General features: G+C 67.9%; 19 protein-coding genes and 1 pseudogene. 9 read left to right on the forward strand and 11 right to left on the reverse strand.

Annotated features, from left to right (window positions below; translation table 11 throughout):
- Positions 1-170: 170 nt before the first annotated feature.
- The 4 genes from ACXKZF_RS03380 to ACXKZF_RS03395 form a co-directional block, all read right to left on the reverse strand.
- Positions 171-803 (reverse strand): LysE family translocator, encoded by a 633-nt coding sequence (locus tag ACXKZF_RS03380; protein ID WP_488985379.1) that lies wholly within the window; start codon positions 801-803, stop codon positions 171-173.
- Between the two features lie 173 nt (positions 804-976).
- On the reverse strand, positions 977-2,581 hold the full coding sequence (locus ACXKZF_RS03385) for an FAD-dependent oxidoreductase (RefSeq protein WP_488985380.1): 1,605 nt from the start codon (positions 2,579-2,581) through the stop codon (positions 977-979).
- Complete coding sequence (locus tag ACXKZF_RS03390; protein WP_488986028.1) at positions 2,574-4,820, reverse strand: molybdopterin oxidoreductase family protein; 2,247 nt, start codon at positions 4,818-4,820, stop codon at positions 2,574-2,576. Before ACXKZF_RS03390 ends, ACXKZF_RS03385 begins: the two co-directional genes overlap by 8 nt.
- Before the next feature lie 5 nt (positions 4,821-4,825).
- Positions 4,826-6,241, reverse strand: a complete 1,416-nt coding sequence (locus ACXKZF_RS03395) for an MFS transporter (protein ID WP_488985381.1) — start codon at positions 6,239-6,241, stop codon at positions 4,826-4,828.
- Positions 6,242-6,513: 272 nt separating this feature from the next.
- Here ACXKZF_RS03395 and ACXKZF_RS03400 point away from each other — a divergent pair.
- Both ACXKZF_RS03400 and ACXKZF_RS03405 read left to right on the forward strand, forming a co-directional pair.
- Positions 6,514-6,747: pseudogene (locus ACXKZF_RS03400) on the forward strand (IS3 family transposase); the annotation flags it as partial.
- A 690-nt stretch (positions 6,748-7,437) separates the two neighbouring features.
- A complete protein-coding gene (locus ACXKZF_RS03405) occupies positions 7,438-7,695 on the forward strand; it encodes a nuclease (RefSeq protein ID WP_488985382.1) in 258 nt (85 codons plus the stop codon).
- A gap of 96 nt (positions 7,696-7,791) precedes the next feature.
- Here the strand turns inward: ACXKZF_RS03405 and ACXKZF_RS03410 are convergent, their stop codons facing one another.
- The 3 genes from ACXKZF_RS03410 to ACXKZF_RS03420 all read right to left on the reverse strand — a co-directional run bounded on the left by ACXKZF_RS03410 (position 7,792) and on the right by ACXKZF_RS03420 (position 9,728).
- A complete protein-coding gene (locus tag ACXKZF_RS03410) occupies positions 7,792-8,193 on the reverse strand; it encodes a four-helix bundle copper-binding protein (protein WP_058231022.1) in 402 nt (133 codons plus the stop codon).
- A 153-nt stretch (positions 8,194-8,346) separates the two neighbouring features.
- On the reverse strand, positions 8,347-9,057 hold the full coding sequence (locus tag ACXKZF_RS03415; RefSeq protein ID WP_055958902.1) for a GAF and ANTAR domain-containing protein: 711 nt from the start codon (positions 9,055-9,057) through the stop codon (positions 8,347-8,349).
- A 29-nt stretch (positions 9,058-9,086) separates the two neighbouring features.
- Positions 9,087-9,728, reverse strand: coding sequence for an ANTAR domain-containing protein (locus tag ACXKZF_RS03420; RefSeq protein ID WP_488985383.1), 642 nt, complete (start codon positions 9,726-9,728; stop codon positions 9,087-9,089).
- A 144-nt stretch (positions 9,729-9,872) separates the two neighbouring features.
- On the opposite strand from ACXKZF_RS03420, the gene ACXKZF_RS03425 reads away from it, so the two are divergent.
- The 4 genes from ACXKZF_RS03425 to ACXKZF_RS03440 all read left to right on the forward strand — a co-directional run bounded on the left by ACXKZF_RS03425 (position 9,873) and on the right by ACXKZF_RS03440 (position 12,466).
- Complete coding sequence (locus tag ACXKZF_RS03425; RefSeq protein WP_243224034.1) at positions 9,873-10,271, forward strand: DUF7882 family protein; 399 nt, start codon at positions 9,873-9,875, stop codon at positions 10,269-10,271.
- A gap of 41 nt (positions 10,272-10,312) precedes the next feature.
- Positions 10,313-10,600: a hypothetical protein gene (locus ACXKZF_RS03430; protein ID WP_055958893.1), complete on the forward strand. Its 288-nt coding sequence runs from the start codon at positions 10,313-10,315 to the stop codon at positions 10,598-10,600.
- 255 nt (positions 10,601-10,855) lie between these two features.
- Entirely contained in the window at positions 10,856-11,968 is a 1,113-nt protein-coding gene (locus ACXKZF_RS03435; protein WP_488985384.1) for a fatty acid desaturase family protein, read from the forward strand.
- Positions 11,969-12,343: 375 nt separating this feature from the next.
- Positions 12,344-12,466 (forward strand): hypothetical protein, encoded by a 123-nt coding sequence (locus ACXKZF_RS03440; RefSeq protein ID WP_488985385.1) that lies wholly within the window; start codon positions 12,344-12,346, stop codon positions 12,464-12,466.
- 102 nt (positions 12,467-12,568) lie between these two features.
- Here ACXKZF_RS03440 and ACXKZF_RS03445 read toward each other — a convergent pair whose 3' ends face one another.
- Positions 12,569-12,778 carry a DUF1653 domain-containing protein gene (locus ACXKZF_RS03445; protein WP_055958883.1) on the reverse strand — a complete coding sequence of 70 codons (210 nt, stop codon included), beginning with the start codon at positions 12,776-12,778 and terminating at the stop codon, positions 12,569-12,571.
- Between the two features lie 256 nt (positions 12,779-13,034).
- Here ACXKZF_RS03445 and ACXKZF_RS03450 point away from each other — a divergent pair, with 256 nt between their 5' ends.
- The 3 genes from ACXKZF_RS03450 (at position 13,035) to ACXKZF_RS03460 (ending at position 14,613) form a co-directional block, all read left to right on the forward strand.
- Complete coding sequence (locus ACXKZF_RS03450; RefSeq protein WP_488985386.1) at positions 13,035-13,520, forward strand: DUF2975 domain-containing protein; 486 nt, start codon at positions 13,035-13,037, stop codon at positions 13,518-13,520.
- 1 nt (position 13,521) lies between these two features.
- Positions 13,522-13,770: a helix-turn-helix domain-containing protein gene (locus ACXKZF_RS03455; RefSeq protein ID WP_055958877.1), complete on the forward strand. Its 249-nt coding sequence runs from the start codon at positions 13,522-13,524 to the stop codon at positions 13,768-13,770.
- 231 nt (positions 13,771-14,001) lie between these two features.
- Positions 14,002-14,613, forward strand: coding sequence for a LysE family translocator (locus ACXKZF_RS03460; protein WP_488985387.1), 612 nt, complete (start codon positions 14,002-14,004; stop codon positions 14,611-14,613).
- Positions 14,614-14,711: 98 nt separating this feature from the next.
- Here the strand turns inward: ACXKZF_RS03460 and ACXKZF_RS03465 are convergent, their stop codons facing one another.
- From ACXKZF_RS03465 to ACXKZF_RS03475, 3 genes are all read right to left on the reverse strand, one after another.
- A complete protein-coding gene (locus ACXKZF_RS03465) occupies positions 14,712-15,314 on the reverse strand; it encodes a hypothetical protein (RefSeq protein ID WP_488985388.1) in 603 nt (200 codons plus the stop codon).
- Between the two features lie 92 nt (positions 15,315-15,406).
- The gene (locus tag ACXKZF_RS03470) at positions 15,407-15,988 is read right to left on the reverse strand and encodes a hypothetical protein (RefSeq protein ID WP_488985389.1); all 582 of its coding nucleotides are present in this window, start codon (positions 15,986-15,988) and stop codon (positions 15,407-15,409) included.
- Positions 15,989-16,018: 30 nt separating this feature from the next.
- Complete coding sequence (locus ACXKZF_RS03475) at positions 16,019-16,600, reverse strand: helix-turn-helix domain-containing protein (RefSeq protein ID WP_488985390.1); 582 nt, start codon at positions 16,598-16,600, stop codon at positions 16,019-16,021.
- Between the last annotated feature and the right edge of the window lie 28 nt (positions 16,601-16,628).

Genomic DNA, 16,628 nt, shown 5'->3' on the forward strand with positions numbered 1-16,628 from the left:
CGCTGAGGTGGCGTCGGCGGTGGCGGGCTGAGACGCGGGATGCCGCGGCGCGCTGCTGCGGCAGGCGGGGACCACGAGAGGGTTCTCGGCTGACGAGACGGTTGCAGCCTGCAGCCGGGACGTCATCTCGGGGCGGGTGCGGTCCCGCCGGTGGAATGCCGCAGCCCGCCTCAGCTCTTCGCGCCGGTGAACGCCAGCGCGCCGCCGAGGCCGATCATCATGACGCCGCCCGTTCCCGACAGCGTCGAGATGCGCTTCGGCGACCGTGCGAACCACGTGCGCGCGGTGCCGGCGGCGACGGCCCAGACGCTGTCGCAGGTCAGCGCGAGCACCTGGAAGATGAGGCCGAGCACGAGAAGTTGCAGCCAGACGGCTCCGGCGTGCGGGTCGACGAACTGCGGCAGCACGGCGACGAAGAACGCGATGGTCTTCGGGTTGGTGAGCCCCACGATGAAGCCCTGGCGCAGCAGCGTCATCGACGAAGTGGGGGCGAGCGCGGCGCCGGTGACGTGTGCGTTGCGGTGGCGGATCGCCTGGATGCCGAGCCACACGAGGTAGATCGCGCCGACGATCTTCAGCACGGTGAAGGCGACGATCGAGGATGCCACGATCGCGCCGACCCCGAATGCGACGGCGAGGACCGCAGGCACGGTGCCGAGGGCGTTGCCGACGACGCTGAGCACACCCGCGCGCCGACCGAGGGCGATCGACCGACCGATCACGAACAGCACGCTCGGACCCGGGATGACGATGATGACGACCGACGCGGCGACGAAGGCCGCAAGGGACTCGATCGGAGGCATGCGTGCAGCGTACTGCCCGTGCGTTTCGCGGTGGTGTCGGGCGGGCGCCCGGCTGCGGGTCGCATTGTCGCCACCAGATCACACGTTCCGCGCGAGATCACACGTTCGGTAGCGGTCGCCACATGTCACCTGGCGCGGATCGCGTGATCTCGGCCCGTCCTCGCTGCCCGTCCTCAGGCCGGCACGGCCTCCCGCGTGAGCAGTTCGTTGATGCGACCGACACAGCCTCCGCAGCCGGTACCGGCGCGGGTCGACGCCTTCACGCACGCCACGGTGGGTTCCCCGGCGGCGACGGCCTCGCGGATCGCCCCCGCACTCACGCCGTTGCACCAGCACACCGTGGCATCCGCGGCGAACGGGTCGGCGACGACGGCCATCCCGGTGTCGGGGGCGTCGAGCCGCAGCAGCGACGAGCGGTCGGCGGGCAGCTCGGATCCCCGCTCGAACAGCAGGGTGAGTTCGGCGCCGGTGCGCGGCATCCCGACCGCGACGAAACCGGTCAGCACGCCATCGACCGTGACGAGCTTGACGTACGCCCCGCGGGCGGGGTCGGCCCAGAGGGTGACCTGGGGTCCGTGGCATCCGGGGGCGTGGGAGAAGGGATCGGCGTCGACCGCGCCTCCGGCGACGACGTCGATGCCCTCGGCCTTCAGCATCACGACGCCGGGGCGTTCGACGGGCGCCGGGGTCGACCCGACAGATATCAGGTCGGCGGGCGCCGCGCCCGGGGCAGGCGCTGACGACAACAGCTCCGCCAGCCGGTCGGCCTGCCGCCAGCCCGGGCCGATGAGTCCGCTCGGTCCTCCCGGCACGCGGCCGTCGGCTCCGGCGTCGGCGGGATCGGCGACGTGGGCGCAGTCGCCGATAGCGAAGACGTCCGGGTCGGTCCACGAGCGCGATGCCCCGTCGACCAGCACCCCGCTCGAGATGGCGAGACCGGCGAGGGATGCCACCTCGGTGCGCGCCGCGACCCCGCACGACAGCACGAGCAGGTCGCCCGCGAGCACCTTGCCGTCGGCGCAGACGAGGCCGTCGAACCACGCCTGACCGTGGTCGTCGTAGCGCTGCACGATGCTCTCGGCGCGGGCGTGATGCATCATCTCGACGCCGACGGCGGTGGCTGCGGCGGCGAGTACGCGTCCGCCGTTCTCGTCGAGCGTGCGGTTCATCGGGGCGGCGGAGTGGTACGCCACCACCACCTCGGCACCGGCTTCGGCGGCGGCCAGCGCCAGCTCCATGCCGAGCACCCCCGCGCCGAGTACGACGATCCGCTGACCGGCCGACACCGCCGCACGCACGTGCTCCGCGTCGGCGAGGTCGCGCAGGGCCACGACCCCGCGGGGGAGCGGTGCGGTCCCGCGGTCGAGTTCGGCGGGGACCCCCGGCCGTGCCGCACGGTGCCGCTGCGCCCGCTCGAGCCCCGCGAGCGTGGGAACGTTCGCGCGCGCCCCGGTGGCCAGCACGAGCCGGTCGTACGGGATCCGGATGCCATCGTGCAGCCGCACCACCCGACGATCGCGGTCGCCGCCGACCACCGTCATCCCGAGCACGAACCGCACGCCGGCCTCTTCGGCGACGAGACGGTCGCCCATGTCGAGGCCGTCGCGGTCGGCCCGGCCGACGGCGTACTCGGCGAGCAGCACGCGGTTGTAGACGTCGTGCGTCTCGGCACCGATGACCGTCAGGTCGATGCGCCCGTCGCGCACCGCGGGCAGGAGTCCCTCGACCAGTCGTGCCCCGACGGGGCCGTAGCCCACCAGCACCACACGTTCAGACATGGATCTTCTCCTCGGTGGTGCCTGCCTGGTCGAACGTCTCACTCGCTCGGACGGAACCGGCGGACGTGGATGCCGCGGGCGCGGCGCCCGCCAGCGCGAAGGCCGCGACACCGGATGCCGCAGGCCCCACCCCCGGATGCTCCGACACCACCACGGGTCCGTGCTCCGTGGCCGCGGCGGCGGGGACAGCGGCATCCGGAGCCACCCGCACACGCGTGCGCTTGAACTCCGGCATCGCCGACGTCGGGTCGACGATCGCCTCGGTAAGACGGTTCGCGCACTCCTCGCCGACGTAGTGGAACGGCAGGAAGACCGTGTCGTGGCGGATGTCGGTCGTTACGCTCGCCCGCGCCCGCACGGTGCCGCGTTCGTTCGACACCGCGACGAGCGCACCCTCCCGGATGCCGAGCCTCGACGCCGTAGAAGGGTGGATCTCGAGCCGCGCCTCGGGCCGGGCGTCGTTCAGCTCGGCGACGCGACGGGTCTGCGTGCCCGACTGGTACTGCTGCAGGTAGCGGCCGGTGACGAGGGTCAGGTCGCCGCCGCGGTCGGTGGGCGTCGGGGGAGTGGCCTCGACCGGTACGAGCTTCGCGCGCCCGTCGGCGTGGGCGAAACGTCGGGTGAAGGGACGCGGGGTGCTTTCGGTGCGGTACGGCCAGTACGCCTCGATGCCGGTGTCGAGCAGGGCGTGCGAGAGGCCGGAGTAGTCGGCGATGCCGCCCTCCGAAGCGCGGGTGAGCTCGTCGAACACCTCTGAAGGATCGATCGACCAGGTGGATGCCGCGCCCAGGCGCCGCGCGATCTCGGCCATGATCCACAGCTCGCTGCGGGCACCGTCGGGTCCGGGCAGAGCCTGGCGGCGACGGATCACCCGGCCCTCGAGCGAGGTCATGGTGCCCTCCTCCTCGGCCCACTGCAGCACGGGCAGCACGATGTCGGCCAGGGCGGCGGTCTCGGAGAGGAAGAAGTCGCAGACGATCAGGGTGTCGAGGGCTTCCAACCCCGCGCGCACGGCCTCGACGTCGGGCGCCGAGACGACGACGTTGGATCCGGCGACCAGCAGGGTCTTCACCGGCCCGCCGAGTTCGGCGAGCAGTGCGGTGGCCGGGATGCCGGCATCCGGGATCTCGTCGGGATCGACGCCCCAGACGCCCGCGACGTGGCGACGCGCTTCGGGGTCGCGGATCGAGCGGTAGCCGGGCAGCTGGTCGGCCTTCTGGCCGTGCTCGCGTCCGCCCTGGCCGTTGCCCTGTCCGGTGAGGGTGCCGTAGCCCGAGCCCTCGCGGCCGACGAGGCCGAGCACGAGGGCGAGGTTGATCGCGGCGGTCGCGGTGGCGGTGCCGTCGACGTGCTGTTCGACGCCGCGTCCGGTGAGGATGTACGCGCGCCCCGCGGCGAGGCGGCGGGCCGTCGCTTTCAGGTCGGCAACCGGGACGCCGGTGGTCGCAGAAGTCCGCTCCGGCCACCACTGCGCGACGCTGCGTCGGACCGCGTCGAACCCCGAGGTGCGCTCCTCTATATATGCCTGGTCGGCGAGGCCCTCGGCGAGGGCGATGTGCGTGAGACCGAGGAGGAGGGGCAGGTCGGTGCCGGGGGCGGCCTGCAGGTGGGTGCCGGCGCCGTCTTCGGTGAGGCGCGCGGTGGCCGAGCGGCGCGGGTCGACGACGATGAGTCCGCCGGCGGCGCGGGCTCCGGCGAGGTGCGCGAGGAACGGCGGCATGGTCGCGGCGACGTTCGATCCGAGCAGCAGGATGGTCGACGCGTCGTCGAGGTCGGTGACGGGAAAGGGCAGGCCGCGGTCCATGCCGAAGGCGCGATTGGATGCCGCGGCGGCCGACGACATGCAGAATCGGCCGTTGTAGTCGATGCGCGAGGTGCCGAGGGCGACGCGGGCGAACTTGCCGAGTTGGTACGCCTTCTCGTTGGTGAGTCCGCCGCCGCCGAAGATGGCGTTGGCGTCGGGTCCGTGGGTGGCCTTCGTGTCGCGGAACGCCGCGGCGACGGCATCCAATGCGTCGTTCCAGGTGGTCTCGACGAGGGTGCCGTCGGAGCGCCGCATCAGCGGCATCCGGAGTCGGTGGGGGGATGCCAGGAGCTCCGCCGACGTCCAGCCCTTGGCGCAGAGCCCTCCCCGGTTGGTGGGGAAGTCGCGGCCGGCGACCGTGGTGGACCCCTCGTGGGTCACGGTCATGGCGCACTGCAGCGCGCAGTAGGGGCAGTGGGTGTCGGCGGAGCTCATGGTCATCAGATCCGGGTGCCGGTCTTCTTCGCCATCCGCAGGTAGACGCCGGCGGTGAGGGCGAGGAAGGCGACGTAGGCGAGGGCGAACCAGCCGAGGGCGGGGGTGTACGAGCCGAACGTCGTCTTCGAGAAGCCGAGCAGCTGCGGGATGAAGAATCCGCCGTACGCGCCGATCGCCGAGACGAGGCCGAGGGCGGCGGCGGCCTTGCGCTGCGCACCGATGCCGTTGTTCGAGCGGAGGGCGAAGATCGTCGGGATCATGCGGTAGGTCGCGCCGTTGCCCATGCCGGCGGCGGCGAACAGCACCAGGAAGCAGAGCAGGAAGATCGCGAAGTTCTGCATCGGCAGGGTCAGGATGACGCCCAGGATGCCGAGACCCATCACCGTGAACGCGCCCATCGTGATGACGGTACCGCCGAAGCGGTCGGCGAGCTTGCCGCCGTAGGGGCGGGCGAGCGAGCCGACGAGGGCACCCAGGAAGGCGAGGGTGACGGTGGCGGTGCCGATCGCGATCCCCTTGAAGTCGGGGAACGTGTCGGCGAGGAGCTTGGGGAACACGCCGGCGAAGCCGATGAACGAGCCGAAGGTGCCGATGTAGAGGACGGCCATGATCCAGAGGTGCGGCTCTTTCAGAGCGGCGAGGGATGCCGTGATGTCGGCCTTGGCGCTGGAGAGGTTGTCCATGCGGAAGTACGCGCCGACCATGGCGACGATGATGAGCGGCACCCAGATGAGACCCGCGAGCGGCAGGTTGAGGGTGGTGGCGGCGCCGACGGTGATGACGATCGGCACGACGAACTGCGCGACCGAGGCGCCGAGGTTGCCGCCGGCGGCGTTGAGTCCGAGCGCGTACCCCTTCTGGGCCGCGGGGTAGAAGAACGTGATGTTCGCCATCGAGCTGGCGAAGTTGCCGCCACCGAAGCCGGCGAACGCGGCGATCAGGAGCAGGATGCCGAACGGGGTCGCGGGGTTCGATACGGCGATGGCGAGGCCGATGCTCGGGATGAGCAGCAGGCCGGCCGAGACGATCGTCCAGTTACGGCCGCCGAAGCGCGGAACCATGAACGTGTAGGGGATGCGCAGCGTCGCGCCCACCAGGCTCGGCATGGAGATGAGCCAGAAGATCTCACCGGTGGAGAGCTGGAAGCCCGCGGCCGGCAGCGAGACGACGACGACCGACCACAGCTGCCAGACGACGAACCCGAGGAACTCGGCGAAGATCGACCACCGCAGGTTGCGGGAGGCGATGGCCTTGCCCTCTTTGGCCCACTGGGTGGCGTTCTCGGGGTTCCAGTTGTCAATCCAGCGGCCAGGACGGTGGATGAGCTCGGCGCTCGCGGTGGTCGGGGTAGCGCTCGGCGCGGTCGTTGCGGCGGGCGGCGCCGTTGCGGCGTCGGGGCGCGGGTCGGTGACGGTCACGGGTTCCTCCGGAAGGCGATGTGGGGAGGTGCAGCGCCCCGCATGGGTGGGGCGTGGTCGCCAGCGTAGGGAGGAGGGGTTTCCCGGGACCGCGCCGCCGGGGGCGGGGAGGTAACGGTTGTTTCACCCAGGGCGGGGCGGTGGGAGAGGGGGAGTTTACGTGGGCGTTACACGGGCCGCCATCGGTGGGTATTGCCCGGGACTGTCGCCGTCGCATTCACAGTCGTTCACGTCAGCACCTTTGGCCCGAAGGCCCGTAGGAACTGCCGTGTATGGGCAGAATCGACGCGGCGGGCGATAACGCCGCGATGGGGAGTTTCTTCTCGCTCCTGCAGAAGAACGTCGTCAACCGGCGCTCCTGGACCACCCGAGACCAACTGCGCATCGCGATCGTGACCTGGATCGACAGGACCTACCTTCGCCGCCGATGCCAAACCCGCCTCAGACGTTTGACGCCCGTCGAATTCGAGACCACGAGCACCAAAATCCTAGCCTTCGCGCCCTGACTAAAGCAGGAGCGCCCGTCCCCACCGTTCCGAGCGCCACCGCAACGATGAGCACTCCGCCAGCGAGCGTTGTCCTGATCTTGTGATTGAACATGTTTCCTCCGGTCATCAACTTTGCTGTGCTCTCACCAGCCACCCCGAAGCGAAGAAGTCCGTCCCCTCTTCGGGGGTGGGGGCAAGCAATCACACCGCCGCACGTCAGCCCGGTGATGCCTCCAGAGATAGCGCCGAGTCCTCAAGATTCACCCGTCGATTCGTCCTCAGTACTCAGCCGCCGGCGACAGAGGTAGCCAGGCAACCGTCGTCGCAGCGGGGGGCTATCCCGCGTACCAACACCGCGCTTAGCGTGGAATCTCGCGCTATTTCTGTCGCGACCCCATCTTCAAGGTGTCCAATCGCTCGGCGAGTCGATCTGCGGCGGTTCGGACATCCAGCTCGGCCTCGCCGTAGCTCGTTCGGTACGCACCGACGGACGTGCGGACGACGCAATGAGGTGGCGCCGCGTCAAAAGCCAGGGGCGTCATTGTGCCATTGTGTCGACGTCGCGAGCAGCAGCTGTCGTGTCAACGACGGTGGCGCGTGATCCCGGTGGCCCACCCGCGGTGTTACGCCCCACTACGCCCGAGATCGCCCGCCCCCGCGGCATCCCGTAGCTTCATCTCACCAACCCCTCCGAAGGCAGGTGAAGCCATGTCCCGCACGATCTCGTCGACAGTCCACTCGATCCAGCGCTGCATGGCAGCCTCGAACCCTTCCGCGTGGTGGGACGGCCTCGTCGTCGACGCCGATGGCGCAACGGTGACCGTCGCGCTGCTCAACGGCGCGACGGTGGAGCTACGGGTCGTCGGACCGGCCGTCGACATCACGCTCGGGGAGCCGATTGCTTTCCATCCGGTCGCGGAACTGCTCAGCGCGTCGGCGATCCTCACGACCGCGCGCACCGCGTAGCGCGCTGAGGGCCCTCAGCGCGGGGACGTCGTTGACCGCTCGCGCCGCGTAGCCGTGCGGCCGCCGACGAACGTCAGCGGCCGCGCGTGGAGGAACTCAGGCAGACATCGAGGCCATCATGGCCTCGCACTTCATGACCATGTCGTCGCAGGCCATCGCGCAGTAGCGGCACATCTCATCCATGTCGGCGTGCGCGCGGCATTCGGCGGCGCAGGCCTTGCCCATGGTCATGCAGGCGGTCATCATGGCGTTCATCACGTCCATGTTCATTCCGGCCGGACGCATCATCATGTGCATCGTCGCCTGAGCCATCTCGACCATGTTCGAGCACATCGCGCAGCACGTGGCCATCTCGGGGCCGTGCATCATGTCGCTGCCGGCGCACATCGCCGCGGCCATCGCGCAGGCGTTCAGCGACTGCATGCATTCCTGCATGGCATCCATGTCCATGGTCATCTCGCCCATGTCCATCGACTTCATCATTGCCATCGTGTCCATTGCTTCTCCCGTGTGCTCGTCGTGACGGAGGGACCGGATGCCGCGGAGGGACTCCGGCGTACCGGCGATGCTACGCCCGCGACGACGTCCGCCGGCAGTGCTCAAAGGAGGTTGATCAGTCGATCGAGGACGTGCGACGATGCCCGGGCTTCGTCAGCGGATGGCGTCGGCGATGACGTCGCGGGCGACGTCGGCGAGCTTTCGCTGAGTGCTGCGAGCCTGTTCTCGAAGAAGGCGGAACGCCTCCTCCATGTCGACGCCATGAGAGTGAGACAGGACGCCTTTCGCCTGCTCGATCACGACACGGCTGTCGAGAGCGTGCTGCAACTGCGTGCGAGCGATGTCTGATTCTCGGAACGCTCGTTCATGAAGGATGCCGATCGTGGCGATATCTGCGAGACCTCGCGCCGCGAGGGCGTCCTCCGCGGAGAGCGGGTCGGGGGTGTCGCCGAACAGGTTCAGCGAACCGATGACCTCGTCGCGGAGTCGAAGGGGGATCGCGTGCATCCATTGATAGCCCAACTCACCGACGGCATCCGCGAACCGCGGCCACCGGTCGTGAATCGCGGCGAAGTCGTCGACGGTGACCGGTTGGCCGGAGTGGTACGCATCCAGGCACGGACCTTGGTCCGCGTTGAGTTGAAGCAGGGAGATGAGCTGGCTCCGTTCGCTCGTCGACGCGACCACCTCCAGGGATCCCCGGGCGTCGGGAAGAAGGATGCCGGCGTCGGCCGCACCGAAGGTCTTCGCGCACCGGCTGACCAACCGGTAGAGAAGGTCGACGACGTCGTAACCGCTGACCAGGGTGTCGGCGAGATCGACGAAAGTGTCGACCAGCTCTTTCTCCCGCGATGTGCTCGTCATGGGTGCAACCTACTTCCGTTCGTTCGCGATCACGTCGAAAAATCGATGTCGCGCGAGATAATCGCCTCCGCCACCTCGCGGACCGGCCGGCCCGAGGCGAAGGCGTGTGCGCGGATGATGAGCAACGCGTCGTCGGGTGCGACGCGCAACTGGGCGACCACCATCCCGGTCGCTTGATGGACGAATCGTCGGGGTGAGGCGTTCGCGGAAATGTCGTCGTCGAGGGAGTCGAGAGCGGACCTCAGGATCCGCTGACCCGCGGAGTTCGCCAGCACGGCAGCCTCATCGACCTGCTCGACCGACAATGCGTGGGCTCGGGTGGCGTAAAGATTCACGACGCCCACCTCCACCAGGCCCACCACCATCGGAAACGCGTATACCGACGAGATGCCGTGTCGTGTGGCTGTCGTCAGGAACATCGGCCACGCGGCGCTCGCGTCGCGGTGCAGGTCCGGGAGCAGCACGGGTGCGGCGGTGGCTCGAGCTCGCCAGCACGGCCCCACACCGGAGTCGAGCTGCGTCTCGTCGAGCTCCGCGGCGACAGCGTCGCTCGCACAGATCGTCTCGACCTCGAAGGGTGCACCCAGCGACGAAATAGCGACGTGTTGCACCGGGAGCGAATGGACGAATCCCGCACACAATGAGCGCGCAAACGCATGATCGGATGCCATGGAACTCCTGACCTAGTCGAACACAGCGGCCTAGGTCCAGGGGACGCCTGCTTCTACTCTAGGTCCACAGCCTCGAAAGAGCAGTCGCCTGGTGGCGCGTTCGAACATTGCTTTCGACGGTGTGCGCCTTTATCGTATGAATAGTTGCCCCAGACCATGGTGACCTGTCGTATCGGCATGTCAAACGGGGTGAAAATGGGCAGCTTGTTCTACGGCTCCATGGCGGAGCCGATTCGTCTTCCTGACATCGTTCTCGCGCATCTGCAAGCAGTGACGACCGCGAGATTGCGCCGAGGCGAGAGCTTCATCGTGTCGTGCCGGCTGCCTGACGCAGCTGCGGGCCACCGATCCACGCTCTGGATGCATGCCGCCATCCCGTTGCGATTCGTCTTCGACGTCGACGCCGAAATCACCCTGAACGGGGAAACCCTGCGTCACTTCGCGCAGGCCGCGCAATCCACGGCCGGCATCCTCATCGACGTCACCGAGCCCGACAGGCGAGACGGCTCGGCGCTGCCTGCCGCGGCTCGATCAGTGGCATGACCGCCCGAGGATTGCACCCCACGCCAAGCCGGGTTCACGCCGTGTGGATTCTGCAGGAGGAGGGTCACCTCACCGCGAAGATCGGGGACTCGACACTCGGACACGTCGTGATGGTCCCCGATGGATCGTTCATCGCCTTCGATGGACAGTCGACGCCCTTGGATCGCCACCAGACCCTTCGCGCCGCCCAGCTCTCCACGCTTCGCGCTGCCGAAGGAAGCGGCGCGCCGACCCTCGATCGCCTGAGTCCCGTCCTGGCACTCGTCGCCGGTGCGGTCGCGGCAGGGCTTCTGACCGTGGGGGTCGTCGTCCTGTCCGTCGCTCCGTGAAGGCCGACCCCGTTCGCACATAACACTCGCGCCGTGGGAGGCGCGCTTTTCATGGAGAAACTTCATTCGTTCTCCTGAGACTGACAAACGCCCGTGTAAAAGCGTCCAGCGAATCAGGCAAATCGCGGATTCACGCTCTTCAGGCCATCCAAATATGCGTATGCGCGAATACGCGAAGCGTAACTTGGAGAAAACAGTCCCTGGCATCCGCCTTCGGCTTCGGGCCCATCTGGTCACCCAACCGAGGAGCATGCAATGGCTGCACCCGTCATCGAGTCCCGGCTGGGACCGATCCGTCAGACCTACAGGGGAACGACCGACTTCCCGCCGATGGCGAAGGCCTACACCGAGTTGTCGCAGGTCGTGCGCGAGACGGGACTGCTCGCGCGAGCCCGCCGCTTCTACGCCGTCGTCGGCATCGTTCTCGCTCTCGGCTTCGGCGGAGCGATCACCGGCTTCGTGCTGCTGGGCGACAGCTGGTTCCAGCTGCTGATCGCCGCCGCCCTCGGCATCCTGTTCACGCAGGTTGCGTTCCTCGCGCACGAAGCGGCGCACAAGCAGATCTTCGCGTCGGGCAAGGCCAACGAGCGTCTCGCCCTGTGGCTCGCCGCAGGCGTCGTGGGCATGAGCGTGTCGTGGTGGAGTGCGAAGCACACCCGCCACCACGCCAACCCGAACCGCGTGGGCAAAGACCCCGACATCGAGATCGACACGATCTCGTTCCTGGACGAGGATGCCGCCAAGGCGCGCGGCATCCAGCGCTGGATCACCCAGCGCCAGGGATGGGCGTTCTTCCCGCTGCTCACCCTCGAGGGTGCCAACCTGCACGTCATCGGCCTGCGTCACCTGCTCTCGCGTGAGCCCGTCAGGGGCCGCTGGACCGAACTGTCGCTGATCGCCCTGCGCTTCGCGATCTTCGTCGCCCCGGTGTTCGTCTTCCTGCCGCTCGGTATGGCCCTCGCCTTCCTCGGCGTGCAGCTCGCCGTCTTCGGCGTCTACATGGGGGCGTCGTTCGCGCCGAACCACAAGGGCATGGCCGTCATCGCCCCGGACGCGAAACTCGACTTCTTCAGCAAGCAGGTGCGCACCTCGCGCAACATCACCGGCGGCTGGTGGGCCACCTGGCTGATGGGCGGTCTGAACTACCAGATCGAGCACCACCTGTTCCCGAACATGCCCCGCCCGCACCTCAGCAAGGCTCGCGCCATCGTCAAGGAGCAGAGCGCCTCACTGAACGTCCCCTATGTCGAGACGACGCTGTTGCAGTCGTACGGCATCGTGATCGCCTACCTGAACCGCGTGGGCCTGGCCGCCCGCGACCCGTTCGAGTGCCCGATGACATCCACGGCAGCACGAAGCCTCCGGTAAGGCGAACGAGATTGCTGGACGCCGTCTCGTCTTCGGCGACGGGACGCGTCTTGAGGGCTACCCCCTAGCCCGTCGCAACCTCCACCTCGGCGAGTAGCGAGGGCAGCGCAGGCGCTGCCAACGCATCGGCAGGATCGCGCTGGTCGCTGATCCGTGCCCGCGATCGGCCGCGCGATCGCCGTTCTATCCCACAGCTTCACAACGGAGGTAGCAGAGTTGAATCCTGATGAGACCCTCGAAGGACGTCTGGCGAGCATCTTGACTCCTCGCCTTCTGTTACAGGACCCCGCGCCGGTGATCCTGCGGGTTAAAGAAGCTGCCGGCACGGACACGCGCACGCTCGCTCGGTTCTGCGGGGTGACCGCAGGGTTCTTCATGAACGCTCAGACCTCGACCATGTGCATGGCACTGCTCACTGACATCGAGGGCGCGGAGGAATGGGCGGACCTCGGACGCGAACGGCGCAGGAGGGCCACCGCTCACCCCGACGGCGACTAGCGGCGAAGTCTCCGGATCCTCGCTGCGGCAGTGGCGGGGACTTCAGGCTTGCGACGGTGGAGGCGGGTCGTGCGGTGTCCGCCTGGGGCTCCGCCGTGCGGTCTACGCGATGCGCCGGAACCTGGGCCCCGAGTATCCGTCGCGATCGACGGTCTCGGTGAACATCTCCGCCGGGCGAACCCAGAACGAGTAGTCGTCGTAGAGCTTGCGGTAGGAGACGAAGAGCTCCTCGGTCTCGGAGTGCCTCGCCGTTCCGAAGACTTCGTAGCGCTGACCCTTGAAGTGTTCGTAGATGCCGGGTTCGATGCTCACTCGGACCGTCCCTTCGTGCAGAAGCCGGATCGTCGCGCACCGCGCCGACGCAATCAGGTGCCGAGTATGCCACGGGGGTTTCGGTACGGGACGGGGCGGGCGGCGGTAAGTAGAAGCGATCGGTCGTCTGATCGCCCGGCCGGCGGTGGCTGCAGCCAGGCCAGGCGAGCCGCGCCTCTTCCTCGTCGTTGCAGCAGGTGTCCACATCTGTCGAATAACGGTAGATTATGATCGTTTCTCGACGAACGGATGCACCATGAGCCCTCTCCTCGCCCGCTTGGCGCAGGCCGCGATCGCCCTCGCGCTCGTGGGATCGATCATCGTGCAGGCGATGATCCTGCCGGCGATCTACCGGGATCTCGCTGAGGCGCCCCCGGCTGCGAGAGCGACTTTCGTCGGGCTACTGGGGCTCGGCATCCTGGCTCTTCAGGTATTCGCGGTGTGCGTATGGCGGCTGCTGTCGACGATACGCACGGGGACGGTGGTCGCCGAGGGAGCGTTTCGCGATGTCGACGCCATCACGTGGGCGCTCGTAGCTCTCGCCCTCCTGCTCGTGGCGATCGGTCTGCTCCTTGCGCCGGGAGAGGTCGCGCCCGGTGTCGTCGGGTTGATCGGCGGTGCCGCGGTGGTGATCGGGGGTGTGGCGTTGCTCGTGCGCGTGATGAAGGGGCTCTTGCAGCAGGCCGTCGCCCGCGAGCGCGAGGTCCTGGGGCTGCGCGCCGAACTCGGCGAGGTGATCTGAGGTGTCGATCGTCATCGACATCGACGTGATGATCGCGCGCCGCAAGATGGGCGTCGGCGAACTCGCCGACCGAATCGGCATCACGCCCGCCAACCTCGCCGTTCTGAAGAACGGGCGCGCCAAGGCCGTGCGGTTCTCGACCCTCAGTGCGCTGTGCGAGGTGCTCGACTGCCAGCCCGGCGATCTGCTGCGTTGGGAGCCGGAGGGACGAGACGTCGAGCCCTCGACGCTCATCGATCAGCGCACCTAACGCTTCGCGCTTCGCGCTGCTCGACCGGGTTTCGGGCAACCTGACTGATGCGCCAGAGCGCTCGGAGGAGCGCAGCGTGTGCGCGGTCCCCCCGGTGTCCTCGGCCATCTGTGCGACCGTCAGGTGCGTTTCATCGTGCGTCACCCGGTCAGACGAGGAACCGCTTGCCGTTCCTGCCGACGCTCATGAACGCGGTACTGTGCGGAAGCAACGACTCTCGGAGGAACCACGATGAGCATTGCCTTCTTGCTGACCACCCTCATCGTGGTCGCCACACCCGGTACCGGGGCCGTCTACTCCATCGCCGCCGGGCTGTCACGCGGCACGAAGGCCGGCATCATCGCCGCCTTCGGGTGCACCCTCGGCGTCATCCCCCACATGATCGCGGCGATCACCGGTCTCGCCGCAATCCTGAATGCGTCCGCGATCGCATTCCAAACGATCAAATGGCTGGGCGTCGCGTACCTGCTCTACCTCGCCTGGCAGACAATCCGGGACAAGTCGCTGATCGATGTCGATGCGAGCTCGGCCCCCGTCTCGTTCTGGCGTGTCATTCGCACCGCCGTTCTCATCAACCTGCTCAACCCGAAGCTCACCATCTTCTTCTTCGCATTCCTCCCGCAGTTCGTTCCCGCGGGCGAGGCGAACGGCATGTGGCACATGGTCTGGCTCAGCCTCGTGTTCATGGCGCTGACGTTCGTCGTTTTCGCCATCTACGGCGTATTCGCGGCCACGATGCGCAACTACGTCATCACGCGCCCGAGGGTCATGGCCTGGCTGCGTCGCACGTTCGCCGCCACTTATGTTCTGCTCGCCGGGCGTCTTGCCCTGGAGACCCGGTAGTGAGCTACGCGATGCGACGGAATCTCGGCCGCGACGAGCTGTCGCGCCCGACGGTTCGGGCGAACATATTTGCGGGCGGAGCAGGGGAGTGTGTCGTCCTACCGTGGGCGGATGCCGACGGACCTCAACTCCAGCCCCGCGAGACGCCGCACGACATCGGGGTCGCCGCGACGCCAGGCGCCGAGGGCGTCGGGGTCGACCTTCGCGATCGCGGCGACCTTCTGGTTGGTGAGGGCCCGGAGCGCGAGCAGGTCGGTGTCGAGCCCGGCGCGCAATTGTGCGCGGGTGCGCGTTGCGCGCGAGATGAAGCGGAGGCGCGGGAGCAGCCAGACGAGCAGAGTGAGAAGGATCGGCAGGGCGGCCACGCCGATGCCGAGCGCGATGGCCGCCTGCAGCACGAGGTCCTGCTGCGTCTGACCGGCGGACGCGAGGGTGTCGCCCGCGGAGCTCGCCGTATCGAACGGGGCGCTGATACCGGAACCGAGGAGAGGAACGCCGCCCAGCCGGTCGCCGACGTCGGTCATCGACGTCCGGAAGTCCGCGCCCGCGGTCTGCATCTGGTGTCCGAACTGAGCGAGCTGGTTGACGGTCGAGAAGACGATGACCCCCGTCGCCACGCTCACCGCGATGATCACGAGGGCGACGATGTCGGCCGTCGTCTGGCGGGCACGGTGCGCGGCGAAGTCGGAATACAGTTTCACGTCGTCACTCTCCCATGCGGCTCGGGGAGGGTACGATCCGGGGCCGGTCTCGTCGCCCACCGCACGTCCGCTCGGACTGAGAAAGACCGGCGTTACGAGAAGTCGGGGAGGTCCGGACGGGGCCGCGGGTCGGAGGACCCCGCCTCGAGTATTCGCTGCACTCGTTCGAATGTTCGGGGGGTCAGATCCTCGGCGGGGAAGAATTCGTTCAACAGGTCCTCGGCTTCATCTGCCGTCTGTATTTCCAGCACTGCCAGCAGCACGGCCACGTCGTCGGCTTCACGCAGCCCTCGCCTCTCGAATGCGCGCAGCTTCATCGCGAGAAGCATCGCAGGGGACGCCGCTTGGATCAGAATCCTGTCCTGGTCGTAAAGCGTCACCCATTCAGCGCCACGCCCCATCCCGTCAGGCAGAAAGATCTTCGCCTTGTCGTTGACCCAATCAGGGGGCCAGCCCTTCTTTCGAGCGATCTCGGCGGCGGCAACCGCAACGGCTTCGGGCGGCGTGATCGGCCCGTCAATATCCACGGTCGCGGGGCGATCGCCATCGATCGTGAGGGCTATGGCAGCCCCGCCGACAATCTGGATGGTGGCAGCGCTGCCAGCTTCTCTGAGGCGAAGGATGAGGTCGCGGATGCCGTCGATGATGTCATTGCGAGTCAGCGTGCCGGACATGGGAATCTCCAGATATGGCGCGGTTCGCCCCTACGCGCTGATCAACTCGCCGGACTCTATTGCGACGCCTCGCCGGAGGAATTCGGCGGGCACCTGCGTTCGATCCGCGCTCAGTGGCAGGGCGCGCGAGCTGCGCTGAGGCTCCCAGATGGCATCCGAATGTCCCGAATGTTCGGTGACCCATACGGGGATCGGCGCGGAGGCTTCCCGCAAGCGCACTTCGACGAGCGCGGCAACAGCGTCGACCCAGCGCGAGGGAGAGTCATCTGGTTCCTCTGCGGAGAGAAGCACCCTCGTCACGGGGTCGGAGGCGGCGAGATCGTCGGAGAGCTGGAGGAAGCGGCGGTAGGCCTGCGCGTGACGACCCTGCGCCTCGGCATGCGTGATCTCCTCTGCGGCAACCGCCGCGGGTGTGCGACCTCGCGCCGAGAAGGGAACCCATTCGACCCCGATTGTGGAGGCGAGTCGATCGAGAGTGGATGAGGTCGGGTCGCGGTGGCCGTTCTCGATGGCGCTGAGGTTACCGGCGCCCACGCCTGACCGTGAGGCCACCTTCCGAAGGCTCTCACCGGAGCGTATGCGTGCCCGGCGGAGAGATTTCACGATGCTCATGTCGACCCCCTGTTATCTATAACGATAA

The sequence above is a fragment of the Microbacterium sp. ABR10 genome, assembly GCF_057812175.1.

Excerpts from the sequence above, each read along its gene's own strand:
- ACXKZF_RS03405 (WP_488985382.1), top strand. The coding sequence starts at position 7,438 with ATGTCCCGCACGATCTCGTCGACAGTCCACTCGATCCAGCGCTGCATG.
- ACXKZF_RS03415 (WP_055958902.1), bottom strand. The coding sequence starts at position 9,057 with ATGACGAGCACATCGCGGGAGAAAGAGCTGGTCGACACTTTCGTCGAT.
- ACXKZF_RS03410 (WP_058231022.1), bottom strand. The coding sequence starts at position 8,193 with ATGGACACGATGGCAATGATGAAGTCGATGGACATGGGCGAGATGACC.
- ACXKZF_RS03380 (WP_488985379.1), bottom strand. The coding sequence starts at position 803 with ATGCCTCCGATCGAGTCCCTTGCGGCCTTCGTCGCCGCGTCGGTCGTC.
- ACXKZF_RS03390 (WP_488986028.1), bottom strand. The coding sequence starts at position 4,820 with ATGAGCTCCGCCGACACCCACTGCCCCTACTGCGCGCTGCAGTGCGCC.
- ACXKZF_RS03470 (WP_488985389.1), bottom strand. The coding sequence starts at position 15,988 with ATGTCCGGCACGCTGACTCGCAATGACATCATCGACGGCATCCGCGAC.
- ACXKZF_RS03420 (WP_488985383.1), bottom strand. The coding sequence starts at position 9,728 with ATGGCATCCGATCATGCGTTTGCGCGCTCATTGTGTGCGGGATTCGTC.
- ACXKZF_RS03385 (WP_488985380.1), bottom strand. The coding sequence starts at position 2,581 with ATGTCTGAACGTGTGGTGCTGGTGGGCTACGGCCCCGTCGGGGCACGA.
- ACXKZF_RS03435 (WP_488985384.1), top strand. The coding sequence starts at position 10,856 with ATGGCTGCACCCGTCATCGAGTCCCGGCTGGGACCGATCCGTCAGACC.
- ACXKZF_RS03450 (WP_488985386.1), top strand. The coding sequence starts at position 13,035 with ATGAGCCCTCTCCTCGCCCGCTTGGCGCAGGCCGCGATCGCCCTCGCG.
- ACXKZF_RS03440 (WP_488985385.1), top strand. The coding sequence starts at position 12,344 with ATGAACGCTCAGACCTCGACCATGTGCATGGCACTGCTCACTGACATC.
- ACXKZF_RS03460 (WP_488985387.1), top strand. The coding sequence starts at position 14,002 with ATGAGCATTGCCTTCTTGCTGACCACCCTCATCGTGGTCGCCACACCC.
- ACXKZF_RS03475 (WP_488985390.1), bottom strand. The coding sequence starts at position 16,600 with ATGAGCATCGTGAAATCTCTCCGCCGGGCACGCATACGCTCCGGTGAG.